The sequence below is a fragment of the Sunxiuqinia sp. A32 genome (genome assembly GCF_052690465.1).
The window spans coordinates 1-22,631 of the sequence record NZ_JBQYLI010000001.1 but is presented as its reverse complement, the minus strand read 5'-3'; the positions used below and the strand labels follow the sequence as shown (position 1 = coordinate 22,631).

Sequence of the window (22,631 nt, the reverse complement as noted above, 5' to 3'; positions counted from 1 at the left end):
TAACGCCTTGGTAACGATAAAAAGCAAAACTTTCATTCTTTTCTGCGTTTTAAAAAGTTCAAACTGTAAACATCGGCAACCGATCTTCTCCGATTGTCTTTATTTATCTATATTCTCAGTGAATGCTTTTGGTGAAACAGGTGTGACACAAAATATATATCTTGCTCCATTTCGGAATGGTTCTTTTAGTTCAAAGTTTTCATATGCAATTCCACCGGGAATGGGTGATTTACTAGCCCAATAAGCATATCTACCATTTACTAAACCATTCAAATTTTTACCGGGATTTGGACAATACCAATATTGTGTTGCAACATCTCCATAATATTTCCAAAAATTATTGGTATCAGAAGCATACTGTACGTTCTGTGGACTTTTCTCATTCGGTGCCGCTATAAAATAAGCTCCCCCATTCTTGTCTTTTATCATATCAGAGACGGGCGTTATATCATGCGGCGTAAAATTACTTTCCTTATAATCCGGCCAAAGAGCAAATGAAGATTTTGATTTATCTTTCAGATATAGCGTTCGCAGTCGGGCATAGTTGCCCATAGTGGCTGTCACAATAAAATAATCCAATTCTCTGGATTCTTTTGTAGAATAAGTTGTTAACTCAACTTCATATGGCATATTCTCATAAAATCTCAACCGTACATATACCTTCGCTCCATTATCAAATGGCTCTGAAAAGATATAGACACTAAGTGTCTCAACTCCTCCTATTTTTTTTAAAATACCACTGGCAGGTCTTGTTTCTGAAAGTGGAGTATCGCTCAATGAATCATTTGCACTCCAAAACCGTTTCCCTCTCACTCCATCAAGCGAACTGATTTCCAACTCCGACAGCCCCCGATGTTCTGTTCCTTTGGGAATCGGTTCAAAAGCAATAAAGTTGATCATTTTCCCTTTCTGATGCCCCAGATAAGGGCAATATACCCGTAACAATCCCCTAGGCCCGGGTAGTGGTCCAAGGCCAATCTGGATGCCATCTGAAAATCCCCAAATTGGCTCAGCATTCTCTCCTTGGGAAGGTTGCAACCAAATACCATTTTTCTCCGGCGTTTTTAGTTCCTGATTGGGTTGTGCAAATATTTGAATTCCAAAGCAAAATATAAATGCAAAAACGCAGCACTTTCTAATAAAATATTTCATGATCTAAAAGTTAAATTATTCACTGCTCAAAAGTCTGCTTTCTTTTTCGATACCACAGCTCGTTTTTCATCAACCTTTGAGCTAAGCGTTTTTTTCTAATCGATTAAGAATATAGAAAATAATGAAGTAGACACATCCACCATATTTTCAATACAATTCTGGATTTTATTTCCCCATCGTAGGCCCGTCAGTATTTAGAACTGCCGGAATTCTCTCATCTACAACAGGAAAATCAGGGAACGCTTTGTGCTCACCAGTCTGATACCAATAACCTACGGTATAATAGTTATCGGAACGATGATTGGCATGCCCGTGCTCAATAGTTACTTTTATTGACTTTTTGAAGGTCAAAGGTGATTCTGTATGGAATCGGTACACCATCCACTCAGCTCCACGATTATCTCCTCCATTTTGAGGGTTCCCGTAATTACTGTATGCAAATTCTGGTTTCTGGTGACCAAAAGGATTGATTCCACAACCTCCATAACACCATGCACCAAGGTAATAGTCTTCCGCACCTGTTCCTTTGATAGTAGCATCTTCTTCACCATCTATAAAAATCATTTCATCTCCTTCTCCCCACCAGTCTCCCTGGTTCTGAATAATGCTGTGAGTTACTCCAACAAAATGGCCTTCTCCTTCAGCTTCCATGATTACATAGTTCCCATCCCCTAACTTATTCTGATGATTATTGATATCCGGATCACCGTTTAGCTTCCAGTCACTTGTCCATCCATCAGTTGGCACAGACTGCCTGTATTGAGCATGAAAGTATGCTGTATTCTCTGGAAGAGAAGAATGTTTCTCCCAATCAATGTTGTAATAAAATGCATCAATCTCCTCGCTCCCATCATTGGTAACTGTAATTTTTGCAGATTTTTTAAATGGCATTGGAAAAAAGCAATTTAAAGCCCGCTGAGAACCAACTGAAAGAAATTGAGATTCATACAGAAAATACTTTCCTAATCCCAATCCAAAAAAGTCGCCAATTGGTGCTTCCACGCTTGGAGTATCTTCTCCATCCCAGTACATACGCAGTACTATTTTTTTAAGATGATAGGGTTCTGAACTCGCGATAGTAATCCAAATATGTTTGATAATTCCAGGGCCCTCAACTTCTCCAATCACCCGGGTTTCGCATGGTTTGATTTTGTCTTTCCAGTTTCCATCATCGTTAGCACCGGTTACATCGTAACTCGAAATTCTTACAGGAACATAATCGCGAAGCTGCCACAGTTCCTTCTTACTTTCTATCTGTGCGTTAGATTGAACTGCAAAAAATATTAAACTTATTAAGGTAAATACAATTTTAAGATTCTTCATTTCACAAGTATTTAAAATTTAGTTTTTCTCATTCCAAGTCAATCACGAAACAACTGATTAACTACACATTAAAACATCAATATTTATTCTTCCAATAAATTTAGAATAGCTCACCATATACCCCAACCTAATCCATCGTGAGTTCTGCAGCCATTAAATAAACATTATACGGCAACCACATAGACATTGTAAAATACAATGTATCACCCTCAAGAGAACGTGGATGAATGTATGATCCATACAACTGTGGAAATTCGAAGCCACTAGCTAATTGAGCAGGATTACTCCAAGGTCCAGTGATATTATCTGCTGTTCTGTAAGAAATTTCATACCTGGGTCCATTGAAATACAGCAAAATCCATTTATCATACTTTTCATGGTAGGCTATAGACAATTCACCTGCCGCATCCTCAAAAAGAGCAGTTGCTGCATTTTCATTGCCTTTTTCCCATTTTTTATTATTCCCATCCCAAAATTCGTATTCCGATTGTCGTTCGATGTCCTTTTCAATAAATCGAGCCAGATGAGGTTTATTATCCCTTCCGGTAACTGTACCTACCATATATACATAACCATCCTTTTTAAAATAACCAGCCTGCCCGAAATTACTATTGGTTCCAAATAACACATCCCAGCACCGAGACCAGCTGTCTCCATTATTCACGGATTTATAAAGGCTTGAATAATTTGTAATCCACCCAGCCCATGCCCGGATATTCATGTAGTGGACGTAATCAACACCATTCGCCCTCACTGCTGCTGTTGGAATGGAGGTCCAATCTCCCGTTCCACTTACATCTTTTCCCCCGGCAACTACTTCCCGTGCGTTACCGTTGCTGTCAGTAGTAGCTCCGTTAATGACCAAGCCATCATCCAGATTCGTATCCTCGGAAAACAGTAATACATTGCTTCTCCAACTTCCTCCATTTGGCCCTGGGGTTCCGGGATTCGGACGAAAATCTGATCCAAAGGTATCTCCAAAAAACAAGCCATATTTACCCGGATTCATCTCCCATATTATGCCCAAATCAGTACCGCCAACATTGTACTTTTGATCAGTTTCATTATTGACTTCAAAATTAACTTCGGGAAGCCCCCCATCATTAAGTTCGGCGCCAGTTATTCTCGATATGCAATCTATGTTATTGATAACAAGACTCTCCCTCCTGTCTATTATCAAGGTCTGTGGATCAGAACACCAACCACTTTTATCAACAGCAACAAACTCAAACGTAAAAAAGTACGAATCATCTTCGTCAATGGTGTATTCAAATTCGTATTCTGATGTGACATCTGTTTCCTGAATCTTTTGACTACTGATTATTCCTCGATCTATTTTTTTGATGAATAGAAAATCAAGCTGATCAACTGGACTGATTGCAAGCGTTGTTGATATTATTCCTGTTTGCTTGTCGAAATGGTCATTTGAAACATCGCGTGAAAGGCTTACATTACCCAGAGGTTTCAGTATTGTTAATACCTTGGTTTCTGACAAGGTTTTGTCTTTCCCTACAGCTAGAAATTCTATGGTTATTGAGTTAGAATCGAATGAATTGACTTCATACTCAAAATCATAATACACTGTTAGCTGTGACTGGTTAATGATCTCTGTTGAAACGGAGAAACCATCAACTTTCGTCACTTCAAGATAATCAAGCTGATCAAAGCCAGTGATAGTTACTCCAGCCAATGCCATTCCGGTTGATGCATCTGCAGTAATTATATCATCAGATAATTCAATACCCAATGAAATATCCTGAACTTTAGTCTCAGTTTTACTGCAACCTGAATATGCCAGAAGTAAAAAACATGAGGTAAGCAATGTGAAAATTCTATTCTGTATAAATCTTTTGTATAATTCAACTACTTTCCGTCGATCTTCCATACTCGTTTTGAGTTAGTTTAATGACTAATTTATTCTTCCTTTATTTCACAATCATATAACTAGATATTATATGCGCGTTCTTAAGAATCAAATCCTTAGGTATAAACATCTCTAGTAACTTATACCCTAATAAAAAATATGAATTTCTGATATCAATGATCAGCTCGGGAGGGTGAAAATATTGGTAATCTGAACTTACCTCAATCCCCACCCTTCAACTTTTCATAATTGATTGATATTATTCGATTTCAATTTTTCGAATATGAATTGCAGCCCCACCATCAGAAGCTAATGGTAACTCGATAACATCATTTAGATCGACCTCCAACTCTTGAAAGTTCAAATGATTGGCATCAACATCTACATCATCCGCATCCGTATAAATTTCTGCAATGTATTTCTCCCCTTTTTCAAGAAATTGAAGTGGAAGTTTAAGCTTCCGTTCGGTGCTATTGTTCAAAGTGCCAATCCACCAGTCATTTCCCTTCCGACGGGCAATGGTAAGGTATTCATTAATCTTTGCATGTGGAACTTTAATTTCATCCCACCCCGCAGGAACTTTGCGCAAAAACTCAAATCCTGCTTGTCCTTCATATGCCTTTGGTTTATCGCATAATAAAGTGAGGTAATTTTCAAGAACCACGTACATTGCCAACATATGGCACCTTGTACTTGTAACTAATGGATTGGTGTATTGAATTTTAAATTTGGATCTTGGCACAGCTCTAAATCCTCCAAGATGATAGTCAGTACTGCCCGCCAACATTCTGGTAAATGGAATTGAAATGTCATGATCTGCATTAATTACTGTATCCCATTTGTATACTTCATAATTCAGCGTTCCTTCCCTTGTGAATTCATTGGGATAGGTTCTAATTAATCCGGATGGTTTACTTGCCCCATGAAACTGAACAAACAAATGATATTTCGCTGCCACCTTCAGAAACTCCTCCTGAATCAAAATCATCTCCTGGTCATTCCTATCCAAGAAATCAATCATTAACCCTTTAATTCCCCATTGTTGATATTTGGCAAATGCTTCTTCAAGCTTAGGATAAAGTGCTTTCCAATGTACCCAAACATGAAGTCCCACTCCCTGAGACTGAGCGTAATTGATAATGCGTGGCAAATTTAGACAAGGTATAGGCTTGGTGACATCAACATTTTCCCCGGGCCAGCCAAAATTAAAATTATCATCGTAATACCAGGGTGTTTCGGCATACCCATAAATTCCATGAAGATCAATTCCATTTCTTGCAGCAAAATCGATATAATATTTATTGGTTTCAAAATTGTTACCTGGTGAAAAAGTTGAATCAGGAACTACATTCCCATTCCACCAGGTAAAAGTTGTTTTATATGGCCTGATCCAGGATGTATCCTCAAGCTTACACGGTTCATTTAAATTTGTAAGAATATTCGTTTCAAACAATGTTTCAAGATGATCACTTATCGACATCACGCGCCATGGTGTTTGATGTGGAAATTCATTGATAACCACCTTTATTTTTTCCTGACCTAATTTGGGTGATAATTTACCTTCTAAAACATTCGAAGATTTGGTAAGATAAATTCCGGCATAATTCCGGATTGCAGCCTCCGTAATTGACATATAAACACCTTCAGAATATTCGAATGTGATTGGCATTTCAATCAGCTTTCCTTCTTCAATATCTTCATAACCTATATGAGTATACAAAGCTTCATGTGAATTTATATAACCTGGCAAATACATAAAAAGGCTTTGGGGGTTTCCTGTTAAATGAAATTGTGTTTTCTCATCGTACATAACATACGAGTTCCAGTTTTCCTGCTCCGGAAATACATATCTAAAAGCGATACCGTCGTTGTATGCTCTCACTACCAGGTTTATGATTCTTCCTGATTTTGATTTCTCCTCAAGTGGAATCGTCACCTGATTACAATAATCCCTAGCATTCCTAACTTTTCCAATTACCAATTCATAAGTTTCATCTATTTCCTGTTCTATTATTTTGCCAATTTTCAAATCACTTCCAAATTCACCACTTTGAAAATTAAATCCTAAGCGGGAATCTTCAATCAAATCTTTCCCTTTATATGAAACACTATATTTGATTTCTTCCTTAGTTACATTCAACCTATATTTCAACAAGCCATCAGGTGAGGAAACGGTAATTGGTTTCTGACCAAACAATGAAGAACAAAATAATAACAGGATGATGAAAATACTTTTCTTTGTCATAATAAGCTGTTTACAAAAATCCCTCTTGAAACAGGTATATTTCAAGAGGGATTCACTTAATTAATTTACTTCGGATTTTGAACTAAGTTTTCGTTACTCTGTATTTGATCGAATGGGATCAAGCATAGATCTCTCTTGGGATCATTGGTTGGAGTATGGAATGTCCAATAACCTTTTACAAAATTATTGTCAAAGCGAATAAGCTGGCTCCTTCTAAGCCCTTCCAATGCAAATTCTACACCCAATTCCTGTAACAGGCGTCCATATTGAACCGGCACTCCATTGTAGTCAATGGTAGCTTGAAGTTCGGCTCCAGTTAAGAGGTTGCTTTCATCAAATGCGCGACTCCTCACCTGATTAACTAAATTCGCAGCCTCATTGGCATCTCCGTTTGTGCGAAGTATACATTCAGCTTTCATCATGAGTATCTCGGCAAATCTCATAATCACATAGTCATTATCAGGTGCACTGGTTCCACCAACCTTAATTTCGTATTTTCCAAATCGCCAGCCTTCAACCATTGTAGCCGGACCATCAATAGCGACAACATCTCTGGTATAATTTACCAACTGATTGATTCCATCAACCCAGCCACCTGTCCATAACTCCGATCCATCCAATGCATATTGCTGCCCCATCACCCACGTTTTCTCCAATCGCTTATCACCTTCAACGTAATTATCAAAAAACGATGGCACACCAACGCAACCACTATCAAACCATGTATTTGAAAGGTTGTAAGTTGCAATTTGTGCTATATGTCTTGTCTTACGAGCCAACATGTATATCTGGTTATTCGGAGTTTTAGTTTCATCAAATGGGATAACAAACATTGTCTCATTACTAAGTGAATTACTAACAGAGAAAGGCATGGAATAATCGTCATCAAGCCAATACTTTCCAGATGAAATAATTTCATCGCATATATCCTCACACTCGCTGTACATATCTTCACCTATCCATGATTCAGCATTCAAATACAAACGGGCAAGCAGTCCGCGGGCATTCCATTTGTTAAATCGACCATAACTGGCTAAAGATTTGTCATCCAGATTATCCATATTTTCTTTAAGTTCAGATTCGATAAATCTAAAAACTTCTTCTCTGGATTTTGTTTCCGGCAAGTAACCTTCCGGTACATCAAACCGATCCACAATCGGCACATTACCAAAAGTCTCAGCCAAAAGGTAATAGTAAAATGCACGGGCAACTTTAAGCTCCGAGATAAATTTTTCTTTACCCTCCATGTCAATGGTTGAATTTTCAAACTGATATAAAACACGATTGGCACTATTCACTCCAGCAAAAAGTTGCAACCAAATATCGTTAAAGTGAGGATCTTCCTCCACCCATGAATGTTGATGCAATCGGATATAAATTCCACCATCAAACCAAGCCCAGTAAGCTTTTACCGGGGTAAAACAAATATCGGTTGTCTCTTCCAAGTCCCACCATTTCCGCCAATCAGTCATCGTACGCATATTAGCATACACAGGTACCATCGCCGACATAAATTCGGCCTCTGTTTTGTAAAATTCGCTCTCGGGTATACTGCTAAAAACTTGTTCGTCCAAATTGGTACATCCAACAAATGAGCTAATTATTACGAATACAGCAACTATTCTATATATCTTTCTTGACATTGTTCTGAATATTAAAGGTTAAAATGAAAGGTTAACTCCAAACGTAATCAGGCTAGTTGTTGGATAGGTATTACCTGTACCAGATCCATCGACACCTGGAGCAAGTCCTTTTACGCTAACTTCCGGGTCAAGCCCCTTGTACTTAGTGAAAGTATGTAGATTGGTTCCTGCAACATATACTCTCATCTTCTGAATAACATTTTGTCCTTTGAAGTCAAATGAATACCCAAGGTTAATATTATCAATCTTCAGGTAGTCCCCATCTTCCACATAATAGCTTTGCATGGATGGGCTATCTGTCACAAATGAGCTACTTCCAAATGGCTTATCCAGTACAGATCTTGGTAGGTTTCCTTCACCAATTCGCTTGGTTGTTTCAAAGTGCATTCTTTGAGTATTTAATATTTGGTAATCGAAAGCACCGCGCAACATCAAAGAAAAATCAAATTTTTTGTAACCAAGAGAAAGAGTTAAGCTGGCATAGGTTGATGGTATTCCGTTTCCAATCACTTTCTTATCTCCATCAGCACCTTCCGAAAGTAACTTAGGATTTCCATCAGCTCCATATATCTGCCACAAACCATCGTCGGTAAGCCCATAGGTTTCATAGCCGTGGAAGTTACCAACAGCTTCTCCCTGTTTTACAATATGCGTATGAGTCTGAATTGGAGAGCCTGTCCAACCTTCATACCAATAATCTCTTTGATATTGATCGTCTGAAAGCGACTTAATCTTATTCTCATTATAGGCTATGGTTCCTGTAATATCGAAGGTGAAATTTTGTCTTTTAACTACGTTTCCATTAAGCAACAATTCAACCCCCTTATTTTCAATCTCACCCACATTCGCAGTCATCGAAGAAATAATATTTGGAGGTGTAGGTACCACATAATTAGCAAGCAAATCTGAAGTCACCCTTCTATAGATATCCAAAGATCCAGATAAACGCTGATTTAGCACGGTAAAATCAAGCCCCATATTAAGTTCCTTTTTAGTCTCCCAACGAAGATCCGGATTTGGATTTTGATAAGGTGCTGATCCTTGTACCCATCGACCATTCAGATAAGAAAACCCACTATAGTTTAATAAGTACAATGACAAGTAATTCTGGGTAACTTCATTTCCTGTTACACCATAACCAACACGCAGCTTTAAATCGTCAAAGAATCTGACATCTTGCATAAAAGCTTCTTTTGAAATTCTCCAACCTGCAGAAAGTGCTGGAAATACGCCCCATTTGTGATTTGCTCCAAATCGTGTTGATCCTTCGCGCCTAACACTAGCCATGAATAAGTATTTATCTGCATAATTGTAAGTAGCCCTACCAAAAAAGGATATCAATCGGTGACCGTTACGATAACTGCTCATATCTGCTTTGTCATCCTTCATTTCATTAAGTGATCCAATATTCCATGGTCCAAATATATCTGTTGGAAAATCCTTTGCCCATTGATAAATACCTTTGGCATCGTCTTCGATAAAGCTATAACCAACCATAGCTGTAACATTATGGTTTTGAAAAGATTTTGTATAGTCTCCAACAACTTCCAAGGTCTTTTCAAAACTATTGTCTGCCCAATTCCAAACGTTACCAAAGGTATTATTGACTACAGTAGACATATGCTTGAACGTATTGCTTTTGTTCTCCATTCTGTCGAAACGTTGAAGAGCCCCCATCACACTTAAATTGATTTCAGAAATTGGCGAAAACGTTATTTTACCATTCATCATCAATTGGTTATATCCTTCTTTGTCATACTCCTCGTTAATCATCGAAACCGGATTAAATGGTTTCAGGTTTATTCTATATTCTGTGTAATCGCCATTTTCGTCATAAATAGGATTCGTTGGATTTTGTAATAAAGCATGTAAATATGCAGCATACCAAACCCGTTGCTGTGTCACATAACTATCGTTTATGTTTGCACTAATACGAATTTTATTATCAAACATGACATGATTGATTCCCAGCTTTGCTGTGAGAGACTCCCGATCTGTTTTATTTATTACCCCTTCCCTGTCTTTATACTCTATAGAAGCGATATAGCTTGACTGTTCTGATCCTCCTCTAAGGGATAAAAAATGATTATGGCTAATGGCTGTTCGTGAAATTGCATCCACCCAATCTGTAGTTGATCCTTCATCAATCATTCCAACAAATGCAGGATCATCTTTGTACTGGCGATAATCATCAGCAGTCAACATATCGGCATGTTTCGAAATTGATTCAATCGATACTGATGTATTGTACTCTGCAGTAGGAGCTGTTGCTTTTGCCCTGTTGGTCGTAATAATAACTACACCATTAGTCCCCCTGGTGCCGTAAATCGCAGCAGCAGAACCATCTTTTAATACATCAACAGATTCAATATCCTCACTCGATATTGCGGCAAGACTTCCTCCTGGAATTCCATCAATAACAATCAAAGGTGAAGTACTTCCAGACAATGAATTTACTCCCCTAATAGTCATTTGCAAGCCCAAAACCGGGTCACCGGAAAAATTTGTTATTTGTAAACCTGCGACCTTTCCCTGTAGAAGCTGCTCGGGACTCTTAACCATTCCTTTTACAAATTTTTCCTTTTCGACAGAAGCAACCGCACTCGTCACTTCTCCTTTTTTCATTGAGCCGTACCCAATGGCAACAACCTCATCAATCCCAACAACTTCCTCTTCCATCATAACATCAATCTGCCCCTGGCCTAACACAGGTAGTTCCTGCATCTTCATCCCCACAAAAGAAAAGATAAGAATTGCATCTGCACTAACTTTAGGTATAGAATAGTTACCATCAGCATCCGTAATTGTTCCCTGAGATGTGCCTTCGATAACAACCGTTACACCAGGCAATGGTAATCCGGAACCATCTGTCACCTTTCCCGTAACAGTTAGTTCTTGAGGCTGTTGCTGATAGCCGGGACTTAGTGCAATCTGATTATTTATAATTCGATATTCAACACCAGTACCACTAAAGATATGTTTTAAAGCGTCTTCAACATCCACGTTTTTAAGCTGAACGTCGACCCTGCGTTTCACATCAATCATATCTTTATTGTACAAAAAAACATACCTGCTCTGTTCTTCTATATTTAGAAGTACATTCTCAATACTCGTATTTTTTACTTCCAAAGTTAGGTTTGCACTTTGGGAGTAACTTCTCCCCGCGAAAACCTGAAGGACACAGATCACTGTTAAAATGATTGTTAGTTTCATGATTCTAAAAATCTTGTGCATGCCGGATATTAATATCGGCTCTGCCATTTTGTTTTTTTTCATAAATTTGTACTGATTAATTACTACACTAATTAATTAACTCAAAAATTAGATGCGGGGATGTTTGCAGCATTAACCGCATCTATTGTTTTATATCATAGGCCTTATTTTAGTGGTTTACTACTCTTTCATTATCTTTCCATAATCTCACCTCTGCTTTAGTATAACTACCATCAGCTTTTATCTGACGCTTTTTGTACTCATATTTAACCGGTGCTGAGAATGATAATAGTTCTAATATCTCTTCCAGAGGTTCCCCATTTATTGTCGCATCATAAGTAAATTGATTCATGGTGGAGTCCTCCAGATAAATTTTTACATTATAATTTCGTTCCAGAGTCTTCAATATAGACTCCAATGTGGCATTCCTAAATATATACTTTCCTTCCCGCCATGATGTGTAAGGATAAACATCAGATTTATCTTTTTTAAGACTTCCGGAGGCTACATCATAAAACGCAACCTCTCCTTCATTCATCATCAATTCTTTCCCATTTTCATCCAAAGAAATTATACCTTCTGCTAAAGCTATTGTAATATTATTTTCATCGGGGTAAGCATGAACATTAAATTCAGTTCCATGAACCGTAATAGAAGGTCCCGGGTTCCTCACTACAAAAACCTCCTCACTTTTCACTACTTTAAAATAAATTTCACCGGTCATTTCTACTTCCCTGATATTTTCTGCAAAGGATGCCGGATAACGAAGTTCAGATCCTGAATTTAGCCATGCCTGTGAACCATCAGGAAGTTCCACTTGAAGCTGACCCCCTAAAGGAGCAACAACACGAATGCTTTTTTTCTGATGATATTCACTAATGTTATTAAGCTCGTATTTTAGTTGATAGTGGGTATAAAAAAACCAGACTGAGAATAACAATATTGGAATAATAAGGATTCCAGCTATTCGCTGATACCAATGAACCGTTTTTCTGAAGCTTGGCAAATGCCGAACCTTCATTTTTGATTTCGACTTCAGCCAATATTCCGCCACTTCTTCAGTAGAAATGTCCGGAGATTTAAACTTGAACAACTGAACTGTTTCGAACGCTTGATCAAACTCTTCCAAGGACTCAGAGTTCTTATCTTTCCATAATTCCCAATACTTTGAGTCTTCTTCACTTTTCCCCAAAGCCCACATTAAAAACCGATTATCGGCAAGTAACTTTTCGCAAATATTTTGTTTTCTTCTATTCATCTTCCAACGTTTCTATTTAAAAGATGGAATAAAGAGTATTTTATACTCAGGGAAAAATAAAAATTATTAGAAAAATTTTTAAATAGGATTTTAAATTGGAGAGTTTACGCATAATCCATTGAACTCTGAAGCAGATTGAATAAAATTAATTCAATATTACCGGACTGTTGTATATCGCTATCTTCGATTTCTCCCCGTATTTTTTCAAGAGTCCGAAAAAGTAAGTTACGCACAGATTGAATATTCATATGCATAACTTCTGCCAATTGTGGAAATTGGAGATTTAAATAAAATCGTAAATAAACTATTTCTCTTTGCCGGTCTGTCAATTTTTCAAGACAAGAAGCCACTTTTCCAGCCAATTCAAACTCCTGCTCTTTTTCAATGATAAAATCTTCTATAGAAATAACAAAAGGGCTATTATGAACTGTTAAATCAAGTTTATCATGTTTCACTGACTTTAAGGTTTGCAACAGATCATTCTTAAGGCAAATCAGTAAATAAACCCTAACATTCTTAACTTCCGGCAGCTTCAAGCGGCGTTCCCACAAATAGACAAACAACTCCTGAATACGATCTTTTACCAAATCTTCAGACTTAATTATTTTCAAGCCATAAGCAACAAGATCCAGAAAATATTCACGAAAGATATTCCCTAAAGCATCTCTGTCTCCACTTATGAACTTTAACCAATAGCCGGAGGCAACAATTTCCTTTTGTTTAAACCTATTCATTCAAATGTCAAAATGAATCTTACTAAATACTAAAAGATTCTTTTGATTGATTTTTTTGTTTTTGAAGATAGAATATTTTGATGTGCAATAACAAAATTAACGATTGCAAATTTTAAAACAATGTATTTTCAAACATGCAAACAAAAACGACCAAACACAAAAATGCAACTTCATAGTATAAACAACTAAACTCCCCTATACCCTATTGGCTAAAGGCTTTCGTCCCTTCTGTTATATATCAGCCCTAACAAATAAAAAATCTATTCTAAATTATTTCGTAAATTGATCTACAAGAAAATAAACTGATAACTAAATCGATAACTATACTAAAGGATGAAAATCAGAATCGTCAATTACCTATTCCTGATCCTAGTAACTCTACTTCTTTTTAGTTGTAAAAAAAACAATGGAGATACAGAAACGATATACGCCAATAGCTATTACAACCTCACTTTAAGCAATCTAAATGGAGCTATAAAATCGATTGAAAAAAATGGCAGACAAATGATTGACATTGACAATGCCAAAAGAGCCTTATTTGAAATATGTTTTCGAGATACAGCAAAAAAGGGTGAGGTAGTCAGAATAAATAGTGATTTTGCAGGGAAATGTGAAATCAATCAATCAGAAGATAGGATAACAATTTCGTTTAGTCAGTTTGAGGATATAGATCTCTTTGCAATTGTAACAGTTGATGTTTCAAAAGACTCTCCATTTATGAATTGGAACATAATTGTTGACAATAATTCTCCTTACTTAATGGATTATATTGATTTCCCAAATGTTGTTGTGCCAAATGACTTGATTGGAAATGGAGGCGACTCCCGAATTTTCTGGCCAGCCCAGGAAGGTGTTGTTATTGAGGATATCAATATAAGGGAAGAAGGTATCCGAAAATACCAACCTATAGAATACCCAAATCTGCTTGGGTGGATTGGTATGTATCCTTCTTCTGCACAAACACAGTTTATGGCCTATTATTCGTCGCAAGGTGGTTTATATATGGCGACACATGACGATCAATGCCATCCCAAAGGAATTGAGTATTGTAAGACAGGCAGAAACGGGATAAAAATGGAATATCATCTCTTCACAACAGGAGCTGGTAAAGGAAAACATAAGCTTCCTTACAATATGGTAATTGGAACCTTTGAAGGTGACTGGTATGATGCAGCTGACATCTACCGAAATTGGGTTGAATCATCCAAAATATCTTATCCTAAAAAAATATCAGAAAATGAAAATCTACCTCTTTGGTACTTTGAATCTCCGGTTGTAGTAACCTACCCAATTCGAGGGCAAAAAGATATGGGAGATATGACTCTAAATGAATTGTATCCTTATACCAATGCGTTGCCAATAATAGACAAACTGGGAAAGGCCTTCGACAGCAAAATATTATCTCTATTAATGCACTGGGAAGGTTCTGCACCATGGGCTCCACCTTATGCCTGGCCTCCATATGGTAGCATAACGAATTTCAATCAATTTGTAGAGAATTTACACGACAATGGAAATTATATTGGATTATATGCCAGTGGAATAGGTTATACTTTGCGCAGTAATACTGACACTACATTTAACAAATATGACGAGTTTGAGAAATTAGGATTGGAAAAAATTATGAAGAAAGCTCCAGATGGTGGATTTTCTTCAAATAATGTATGTGCTGCTCCCCATGCACAGCGTCTTGGATATGATATGTGTCCAACCAACAGGTTTGTAAAGGATGTTGTGGTCAGTCAGGTTTCTCAAATGGTAAGTGAGGGCAACGTTGATTACATTCAGTATTTCGACCAAAATCTGGGAGGAGCATGTTACGGTTGTTACAGTAATAATCATGGGCATGGCTATGGTCCGGGGACGTGGCAAAATGAAGCTATGGAAGATATATACAAAACATTAATGCCTATCTTAAATTCGTCTAAACGCAGGCCTCTGCTCGGTTGCGAAGCCGCTGCAGCTGAACCATTCTACCAATACTTGCTATTTAATGATAACCGCTCAACTATTAATTTGGGTTTTGGGACACCAGTTCCTGCCTATCAATACATTAACCACGAATATATAAATGGTTTTATGGGGAACCAAAACTCACTTGGCTCAACTATTAATATTGCTAAAAGTCCGCTGAATATGCTTCAACGCTTAGCGTATTCATTTACGGCAGGTGATATGTTTACTGTCATATTACGTGGAAATGGAGATATGATCCAGGCATGGGGAGCTTTATGGGAAGAAAAAATTCCTGACCAAGACCACATGAAAACGCTAATCAAAAACCTAAATGCGTGGCGATTACACAATGGGAAAGACTTTCTCGTTACAGGACGAATGTTAAAACCTCTACCCTTTGAAGGAGCATACAATATCCCCATGGTTAGCAAAAGTAATGGCCTACCCATAAATTTCCCGTCTGTGTTAACTTCGAACTGGCAAAGTCAAGATAAACGGTATGGGCAGATTTTTGTGAATTACTTACCCGATCAACAGGAAATCGCAATAGACATGAAGAAAATGAAGGATATCTGGATCATGCATAATGCTACAGAAAAAGCCATACAGGCAAATGCATCAAAGTTGTTAAAAATAGCTGTTGACCCCTTAAGCGCAGTAATGGTACTGTATTCTAATTAAGCAATATATTTTAAATAAGTCGGGATGATCCGACTCGAACGGACGACCCCCACGTCCCGAACGTGGTACGCTACCAACTGCGCTACATCCCGATCTTAAATATTTGAGGAGTAAAAATAATACTTCATTTTATTTGATACAATCAAATTCTACACAGAGAACAATTTTTGCATCATCACTCTTTCATTTTGATTTAAATAAAATATGCTGAATCCTTCCAAAAGCCCTTTATTTAACTTCTCACAATAACTTATTTCAGTTCAACTCCCATCAATAAAAACTCGCAACAGACTGAATTGCAGCAGATATAAAAGCATTGTAATCTAACTTAATTTTAATATATTTATCAAAACTACAATAATCACCCTATGATAATAAAAAACTTAATCCGGGAATTGCCCTGGCATCCTAACCGAATCTGGGGAAAACGTGAACTCCGGCAAATTAAAAAAATTATTATTCACCAGGAGATGGGTGAAAGCTCTATTGAACAGGTAAACAAGTATCACACTAAACCTGGTGTTCAAAACCACATTTCAGAAAAAGGATGTCCTCATTTTTGCTATCACTATGGAATTCGTAAAAATGGAGAGATCGTTCAGGCAAACGAATTATCGGATATTGTTTGGCACTGCAGCGGTCAAAACACTTCGGCAGTTGGAATTATGCTGGAAGGAAATTTTGCTGGTCCCGGGCATGAACTTGGAACTAGCGCCCCTACTGGAGAACAACTTAAGGCAATTGAAAACCTGGTTAACTTCCTTTTAAAAAGCCTACAGTTATCAAATTACGATGTATTTGGACACTATCACTTTGGGAAGCCAGCATGCCCGGGATATATCATACAGGAATGGATCGAAAAGAAACGACCTGAGACTAATTTCATGAATAAAGTTGAAGTAGAAAAATCCGCTACAAACGTTCAAAAACTGCTCAAAAAATTAGATTATGCTGTAGGAAAGGCAGATGGGATTATGGGTGTAAAAACACTTGCTGCAATTAAGAACTTTCAAGCCGACCATCAACTGGAAGTCGATGGAATTGTTGGCCCACAAACCTGGAATACATTAACAAAATTAACTTCATTGTCATGACCAATACAAAAAGCAATATCAATCCTGATGAATTTTACACCATCTCACAAAAGGAGTTTTGGTTGAAATGGTTTTCTAAATTAATGTTCACCTTAATTTCAGTAAAACTATGGGGTCTAATTGCCGGAACCTGGGTTTCAACCTATTTACTCATCTGTCATAAGATGGTGGTAATTGGTGAAAACTCTTACGAATTAGGAATTAATGGAACGCAATGGGTGACTTTCAATACAACTATTTGGGGTTTAATTTTTGGTATGAAGGAAATATTCCGAGTAATGGAAAAGAAAGATAAAAATGACGAAAAAATAATTTTTGAGGACAATCGTACCCGAGAACAAATAGCCAGGATAAATGCCAGCACGACACAACAGACTTCCTATTCATCGAAACAACCAAGTTATACAGCAGAAGGAAAAGAAATAGTAGGAACTGAACCTCATTAGACCAGAGCATGGAAAAGAATATAAAATTAATCATCAATGGAATAATTATCCTCACCTTGATAGGCTTACTCATTTTTGTAAGTTTTGATGTTTCTGGTCCAGGTAGTTTAATTGGCGGATTAACCATTCTTTGGGCCACTATCAAATCAAAGATTTTTGGAATTAAGAGCTCTGAAGAACGAATTGACCAAATTAAGAGCGAACACCAACAGAAACGTGAAGACTGGCAAAAAGTAAAAGAAGAATATGAAAGCAGGTTCCGCTCATTAAAAGCCCAAATGGAATATCTCGATTATAAATCTGCTCTTGTTGCAGAAAAAATAAATAACCTTGACGACTATCAACGGCAAAAGCTAAATGAAATCGAAAAATCCTCTCCCGACGAATTAGTAAAAATGATTAATGAACGATACAAATAATCACCTCAAATGAAAAATATAGTATTGGTTTTCTGTTTATCAATTGCATCTCTTGTTTCATTTTCTCAAAACAAAACATTGAAACCCGGCGAAACCTTCACCAATCAATCGAAAGATACCTTGATCGTTCTCAAATCACGAGTAATAAAATCGCTAATGAAAGACGCTAAAAGCAATGATATCAACCTTGAAAAAGTTAAACTATACGAAAAACAACTAGAGTTAAAAGAAAAACGAATTATGTTGGCTGATAGCGCGGCAACCATTAAACGATTGGAAGCAGACTATTGGAGACAGCAGTTATTACAAAATGATAGCCAATTAGAAACTCAACAACTTGAAAATATCAGATTAATTGACGACCGAAACCGGATTCGTCAATCACGAGTTTATTATCTAATAGCTGGATTTATTGGTGGAGCCGTCCTTATTTCCCTATAATTTAACCTTCCAGAAAATCTTTTAAGTAACTATATGACTCTGTTAATTTTCCACCTTTTAAGATAGTCGCACGTTCTATAATTCCATGCTCATCTTTTCCAAATAATGATGAAAATACCTGGTAATAAAGGTCACGGGCAAAAGTTCTTGAGGCATCTACCGGAAGTGCTGTTGGTAAATTATCGACCGCCATCACTGTAACATTCTTCGACGAAGAAAAAGCTTCGCATTCTTTCAGTGAAGCTGGCTCAATATCGTAGAAAGGCTTGTCAATAGTTGAACTGCGAATAGTAGTAGGTATTGGCCCAGGCACATCACAACTGATATCTGCAATTATTGAAATGGCAAAATCCTTTTCTCTTAATTCTTCTTTGGTGAAAAATACCGGCGATTCCGGATTCCAAAAGTGACAAGGAATAAAAACATCGGCTGCTTTGGTATATGGTAAAAATGCAGAACGATACCCTTTCGGATTTTTAAAGAATGCTTCCCGATCAAAATTACCTTCTATTGGTTCTACATATTCTTCCGGATCAAGTCTTATAAAAACAGGATGCTCAAATTCTTTGTATAAAAAATCACGGGGAAGAACCTCCTGAATTCCCAGTTCCCGTATTATTTCTAAAGACCCACTTGCGACCCGGCCTCCACCAGTAACTACAATTTTAATCGGAGGCACTTCAAACTGTCTTAACTGATGGTGCAGATCATTTAAATCCAGGCATTTATCCGGCCCTGGGATTTCAATTTTAGCAAACCGTTTGGCGATCCCCTTAAATGCATAATATGTACCAACAACGCCTGCCCAAAATCCGAAAGCGACCACCCTCTTTTCATCGGTATCAGTCAAATATTCATAGTCGATTAATGTAATTCTCTTCCGCGACATTTCTTTTAAAAATTGCCTATTATGCTCTTGTTCTTTTGCCACATGCGAGAACATAAAATAGGTTTTACCCTCAATAAGTGCATCGTCACTAACCTCCTTAACACCAATCAATACATCACAATCAGAAACATCATCTACTACCGAAATTCCAATTTCCCGATATTCATCATCTCGATGTATTCTAATCTCAGAAGCTTGAACAACCAGTTCCACATCCGGAAAGTTCTGATGAATTAATTTTGCTGTTTCTGGAGTAATGGCGACCCTGCGATCATCCCAACGGCGAGTCTCTCTTAAAATGCCAACTTTCATTTTAAATTACGATTTTGATTCCTTTGTTTTTAAAGATAAGAATATTTGCAACACGTGTAACTTTCATCCATATTGAGATAACACTCATTGCAACACTCCACATATCTTCATGAAAAATTAATATTTAACAGAACACCCCTGCAGCAAAGGGGTATGATTCAAAATATAATATCTTCTATTTAAAAAGAATATATATTACAAAAGGGGGGACTTCCCGTAAACACATTTTTTCTATTTTTGACCCGGCTGAAAATAATTATTAATTGTAAGACTTATGATTGACAAAGGATTAACTACGTTTATGATTTTGGCGACTAGCCTGGTTATGCTTATGACACCAGGGCTCGCCTTTTTTTATGGAGGTTTAGGAAATAAGAAGAACATTTTGAATATCATGATGCAAAGTTTTGTATCACTTGGTATTACTACTGTTCTTTGGTTTAGTTTCGGATATTCACTCTGTTTTAGTGGGACACTGGCTGAAGGAACCGATTTTCTCGGGATTTTCGGGAATTTTGATAAAGCCTTTCTAAATGGGATCACATTAAACACCATGTTTCCGGGACATGATTTCCCCGAATTGATTTTTATCGCTTACCAAATGATGTTTGCCATCATAACGCCGGCATTGATCACTGGTGCTTTCATCAACAGGGTGACATTCAAATCCTATGTTTTCTTTTTAATCCTATGGCAAATATTTGTTTATTACCCATTTGTACACATGGTTTGGGGCGGAGGTATCCTTGCCGAATGGGGAGTTTTTGACTTTGCAGGTGGTATAGTTGTACATGCAACTGCTGGTTTTGCTGCCTTAGCTGCTGTAATATTTGTTGGAAAACGTCAGGTTTGGATTACAGAACCCAATAATATTCCATTGGTAGCTATTGGAACTGCATTACTTTGGTTCGGTTGGTATGGCTTTAATGCCGGTAGTGAACTTGATGTGAATGGAATTACTGTTATGGCCTTTTTCAACACTGACTTATCTGCCTCATTTGCAGCTGTTACCTGGCTTGTAATAGAATGGACACGTGGAAATAAACGACCAACATTCATCGGGTTGATGACTGGAGCTGTTGCCGGACTGGCGACGATTACCCCAGCTGCCGGTTTTGTTTCGATGCCTACTGCTGCTATGATCGGAATTTTCGCATCACTTGGCTGTTACGCTGCAGTGAAATTCAAAGATCGTCTGGGCTGGGATGATGCCCTTGATGTTTGGGGAGTTCACGGAATGGGTGGAGTTTTTGGGACATTGCTCCTTGGAATCTTTGCTAATAATTCCATCAACCCAAATATTCCAAATGGATTATTGAATGGAGGAGGTTTCTCTTTATTGTTAAAAGAAGCATTAGCGCTGGGACTTGCTATTGTTTGGGCGTTTTCATTCACCTATGGAATGCTTATCTTAATTAATAAATTCGTTAAAGTGAAAGTTACTCATAACGAAGAATTTAAAGGTCTTGACATTACGACACACGGCGAGGTTGCCCGTCAGATATAAGAATTCAAAATTCAACAATACTTCCCCTTCATCTATTCATTTAGATGAGGGGTTTTATTTTATTGAAAATGCTGAAAATTATTGTAATTTTGTCATCCCTTAATACCGGGGCTGACTGGTTTTGACAGCGGGTAGAAGAGGTATGTAAGCATGTCGAGCGTTGGTTGTTTGCTCGTGAATCTCAATAATCAAACTTATAATTGGCGAAAATAACTACGCTCTTGCTGCGTAATTCTACTAAGTAGATTACACTTTATTCCGGCACTAGGTGCTGGGACGAGACATCGCCCGGATGCTATTGCCTTAAGGCTATCCGATTCGGCGGTGCAATAAATTGAGGCTAGTTGATTAGAGACTCCGGTTAATCAGCAAAATTAAGGAGATAAGGTAGTGGTCGGTGGCCTTGATCCAGCTACTACTCGAAAATTAAGTCAGGGCTACACATGTAGAAAGCGTATTGCTTCCTCGTTTGGACGCGGGTTCGACTCCCGCCAGCTCCACTTTTTTCTTATGTGTACGCGAGTGCGTACACATAAGAAACTCTCCCACTGACATTTAAACCTCACATCAAATTGTCAAATAATTGTAAATTCCATTCAAAAAACATTCGTATATTGATGTATCATTCAAAATCCATTCAAAAAAATGGCACATCCAAGGTTATACATCAATGAAAAAACGGTTAAAAAGAATGGGACTGTTGCTGTTTATGCTCTAGTTCATTTGAATAATAAAACCGTCAAAATAAATACTGGCATTTCTGTTCTTGTTGAGAAATTCGATAAGATAAAGGGAAGAATAAGAGGAAACTCAAAGGAGGTCAAGGATGGCAATTTGATTATTGATAGCTGCCTTTCAAAAATCAATGAAATATTCGTACGTTATCGACTACAGCAGAAGGAACTAACTGCAGATTTACTAAGAAGAGAATACAAGAATCCAACATACTATGTTGATTTCTATGAATTCCTTGATAATAAAATTACCGAACGGGTTACAAATAAAGATATAGGGACAATTTCAGCAAAACATCACAGGGTACTTCTAAATAAACTAAAGGATTTTAAACCAAAATTAAGTTTCTCTGAAATCGATTTAAAACTAATCACCCAATTCAGAAATTATTGCCGAGTTACTAGAAAAAACGATATAAATACGATACACAAGATGCTTTCATATTGGCAAACCTATATAAATATTGCCATCCGAGAAGAAATAATAACATCAAATCCTTTTGACAATTTTCGGTTTAAAAGAATTGAACCGCAAAGAGTTTATTTAACTGAACAGGAGTTGAAAAATCTAATTGAACTTTATGAGGCTGGTAGATTACCTGATCACCTACAGCGAACTTTAAGACATTTTTTATTTATGTGCTGTAAGTCTTCAGCCTAATTTGGACAGATGGGTATAAAAATTAAGAGATGGTTTTCTTAATTTAATAACCATAAAAG

At 37.3% G+C, this 22,631-nt stretch carries 16 protein-coding genes, 1 tRNA gene and 1 other RNA gene; 8 read left to right on the top strand and 10 right to left on the bottom strand.

Annotation, left to right across the window (positions count from 1 at the left end):
- Nucleotides 1–99 precede the first annotated feature (99 nt).
- From ACUNWD_RS00090 to ACUNWD_RS00055, 8 genes are all read right to left on the bottom strand, one after another.
- The gene (locus ACUNWD_RS00090) at nt 100–1,152 is read right to left on the bottom strand and encodes a hypothetical protein (protein WP_445585715.1); all 1,053 of its coding nucleotides are present in this window, start codon (nt 1,150–1,152) and stop codon (nt 100–102) included.
- Between the two features lie 165 nt (nt 1,153–1,317).
- Complete coding sequence (locus ACUNWD_RS00085) at nt 1,318–2,475, bottom strand: glycoside hydrolase family 172 protein (protein WP_445585714.1); 1,158 nt, start codon at nt 2,473–2,475, stop codon at nt 1,318–1,320.
- 127 nt (nt 2,476–2,602) lie between these two features.
- Nucleotides 2,603–4,360, bottom strand: coding sequence for a DUF4185 domain-containing protein (locus ACUNWD_RS00080; protein ID WP_445585713.1), 1,758 nt, complete (start codon nt 4,358–4,360; stop codon nt 2,603–2,605).
- Between the two features lie 238 nt (nt 4,361–4,598).
- Nucleotides 4,599–6,584, bottom strand: coding sequence for a glycoside hydrolase family 97 protein (locus tag ACUNWD_RS00075; protein ID WP_445585712.1), 1,986 nt, complete (start codon nt 6,582–6,584; stop codon nt 4,599–4,601).
- A 65-nt stretch (nt 6,585–6,649) separates the two neighbouring features.
- Nucleotides 6,650–8,227, bottom strand: coding sequence for a RagB/SusD family nutrient uptake outer membrane protein (locus ACUNWD_RS00070; protein WP_445585711.1), 1,578 nt, complete (start codon nt 8,225–8,227; stop codon nt 6,650–6,652).
- An 18-nt stretch (nt 8,228–8,245) separates the two neighbouring features.
- Nucleotides 8,246–11,503 (bottom strand): TonB-dependent receptor, encoded by a 3,258-nt coding sequence (locus ACUNWD_RS00065; protein ID WP_445585710.1) that lies wholly within the window; start codon nt 11,501–11,503, stop codon nt 8,246–8,248.
- A 106-nt stretch (nt 11,504–11,609) separates the two neighbouring features.
- Nucleotides 11,610–12,698 (bottom strand): FecR family protein, encoded by a 1,089-nt coding sequence (locus ACUNWD_RS00060; RefSeq protein ID WP_445585709.1) that lies wholly within the window; start codon nt 12,696–12,698, stop codon nt 11,610–11,612.
- Nucleotides 12,699–12,802: 104 nt separating this feature from the next.
- Nucleotides 12,803–13,432 (bottom strand): RNA polymerase sigma factor, encoded by a 630-nt coding sequence (locus ACUNWD_RS00055; protein ID WP_445585708.1) that lies wholly within the window; start codon nt 13,430–13,432, stop codon nt 12,803–12,805.
- Nucleotides 13,433–13,765: 333 nt separating this feature from the next.
- Between ACUNWD_RS00055 and ACUNWD_RS00050 the strand changes: the two genes are divergently transcribed.
- Entirely contained in the window at nt 13,766–16,069 is a 2,304-nt protein-coding gene (locus tag ACUNWD_RS00050) for a DUF6259 domain-containing protein (protein WP_445585707.1), read from the top strand.
- Nucleotides 16,070–16,088: 19 nt separating this feature from the next.
- Here the strand turns inward: ACUNWD_RS00050 and ACUNWD_RS00045 are convergent.
- Nucleotides 16,089–16,161 (bottom strand) — tRNA-Pro (locus ACUNWD_RS00045).
- 276 nt (nt 16,162–16,437) lie between these two features.
- Here ACUNWD_RS00045 and ACUNWD_RS00040 point away from each other — a divergent pair.
- From ACUNWD_RS00040 to ACUNWD_RS00025, 4 genes are read left to right on the top strand one after another with little or no spacing between them, the layout of a single operon-like run.
- On the top strand, nt 16,438–17,163 hold the full coding sequence (locus ACUNWD_RS00040) for a peptidoglycan recognition protein family protein (protein WP_445585706.1): 726 nt from the start codon (nt 16,438–16,440) through the stop codon (nt 17,161–17,163).
- Complete coding sequence (locus tag ACUNWD_RS00035) at nt 17,160–17,609, top strand: hypothetical protein (protein WP_445585705.1); 450 nt, start codon at nt 17,160–17,162, stop codon at nt 17,607–17,609. The genes ACUNWD_RS00040 and ACUNWD_RS00035 overlap by 4 nt, the downstream gene beginning before the upstream one ends.
- An 8-nt stretch (nt 17,610–17,617) precedes the next feature.
- Entirely contained in the window at nt 17,618–18,028 is a 411-nt protein-coding gene (locus ACUNWD_RS00030; protein ID WP_445585704.1) for a hypothetical protein, read from the top strand.
- Nucleotides 18,029–18,037: 9 nt separating this feature from the next.
- Nucleotides 18,038–18,469 carry a hypothetical protein gene (locus ACUNWD_RS00025; RefSeq protein ID WP_445585703.1) on the top strand — a complete coding sequence of 144 codons (432 nt, stop codon included), beginning with the start codon at nt 18,038–18,040 and terminating at the stop codon, nt 18,467–18,469.
- A gap of 1 nt (nt 18,470) precedes the next feature.
- Here ACUNWD_RS00025 and ACUNWD_RS00020 read toward each other — a convergent pair whose 3' ends face one another.
- The gene (locus ACUNWD_RS00020; protein ID WP_445585702.1) at nt 18,471–19,670 is read right to left on the bottom strand and encodes an NAD(P)-dependent oxidoreductase; all 1,200 of its coding nucleotides are present in this window, start codon (nt 19,668–19,670) and stop codon (nt 18,471–18,473) included.
- A 274-nt stretch (nt 19,671–19,944) separates the two neighbouring features.
- Here ACUNWD_RS00020 and ACUNWD_RS00015 point away from each other — a divergent pair, with 274 nt between their 5' ends.
- The 3 genes from ACUNWD_RS00015 to ACUNWD_RS00005 all read left to right on the top strand — a co-directional run bounded on the left by ACUNWD_RS00015 (nt 19,945) and on the right by ACUNWD_RS00005 (nt 22,572).
- On the top strand, nt 19,945–21,177 hold the full coding sequence (locus tag ACUNWD_RS00015; protein ID WP_445585701.1) for an ammonium transporter: 1,233 nt from the start codon (nt 19,945–19,947) through the stop codon (nt 21,175–21,177).
- A gap of 107 nt (nt 21,178–21,284) precedes the next feature.
- Nucleotides 21,285–21,680, top strand: a transfer-messenger RNA (tmRNA) gene (ssrA, locus tag ACUNWD_RS00010).
- Between the two features lie 142 nt (nt 21,681–21,822).
- Complete coding sequence (locus ACUNWD_RS00005; protein WP_445585700.1) at nt 21,823–22,572, top strand: phage integrase SAM-like domain and Arm DNA-binding domain-containing protein; 750 nt, start codon at nt 21,823–21,825, stop codon at nt 22,570–22,572.
- The last annotated feature ends 59 nt before the right edge of the window (nt 22,573–22,631 follow it).

Coding starts and splice junctions, on each gene's coding strand:
- ACUNWD_RS00075 (WP_445585712.1), bottom strand. CDS start 6,584: ATGACAAAGAAAAGTATTTTCATCATCCTGTTATTATTTTGTTCTTCA.
- ACUNWD_RS00025 (WP_445585703.1), top strand. CDS start 18,038: ATGAAAAATATAGTATTGGTTTTCTGTTTATCAATTGCATCTCTTGTT.
- ACUNWD_RS00020 (WP_445585702.1), bottom strand. CDS start 19,670: ATGAAAGTTGGCATTTTAAGAGAGACTCGCCGTTGGGATGATCGCAGG.
- ACUNWD_RS00065 (WP_445585710.1), bottom strand. CDS start 11,503: ATGAAAAAAAACAAAATGGCAGAGCCGATATTAATATCCGGCATGCAC.
- ACUNWD_RS00055 (WP_445585708.1), bottom strand. CDS start 13,432: ATGAATAGGTTTAAACAAAAGGAAATTGTTGCCTCCGGCTATTGGTTA.
- ACUNWD_RS00035 (WP_445585705.1), top strand. CDS start 17,160: ATGACCAATACAAAAAGCAATATCAATCCTGATGAATTTTACACCATC.
- ACUNWD_RS00015 (WP_445585701.1), top strand. CDS start 19,945: ATGATTGACAAAGGATTAACTACGTTTATGATTTTGGCGACTAGCCTG.
- ACUNWD_RS00040 (WP_445585706.1), top strand. CDS start 16,438: ATGATAATAAAAAACTTAATCCGGGAATTGCCCTGGCATCCTAACCGA.
- ACUNWD_RS00050 (WP_445585707.1), top strand. CDS start 13,766: ATGAAAATCAGAATCGTCAATTACCTATTCCTGATCCTAGTAACTCTA.
- ACUNWD_RS00080 (WP_445585713.1), bottom strand. CDS start 4,360: ATGGAAGATCGACGGAAAGTAGTTGAATTATACAAAAGATTTATACAG.
- ACUNWD_RS00090 (WP_445585715.1), bottom strand. CDS start 1,152: ATGAAATATTTTATTAGAAAGTGCTGCGTTTTTGCATTTATATTTTGC.
- ACUNWD_RS00005 (WP_445585700.1), top strand. CDS start 21,823: ATGGCACATCCAAGGTTATACATCAATGAAAAAACGGTTAAAAAGAAT.
- ACUNWD_RS00030 (WP_445585704.1), top strand. CDS start 17,618: ATGGAAAAGAATATAAAATTAATCATCAATGGAATAATTATCCTCACC.
- ACUNWD_RS00060 (WP_445585709.1), bottom strand. CDS start 12,698: ATGAATAGAAGAAAACAAAATATTTGCGAAAAGTTACTTGCCGATAAT.
- ACUNWD_RS00070 (WP_445585711.1), bottom strand. CDS start 8,227: ATGTCAAGAAAGATATATAGAATAGTTGCTGTATTCGTAATAATTAGC.
- ACUNWD_RS00085 (WP_445585714.1), bottom strand. CDS start 2,475: ATGAAGAATCTTAAAATTGTATTTACCTTAATAAGTTTAATATTTTTT.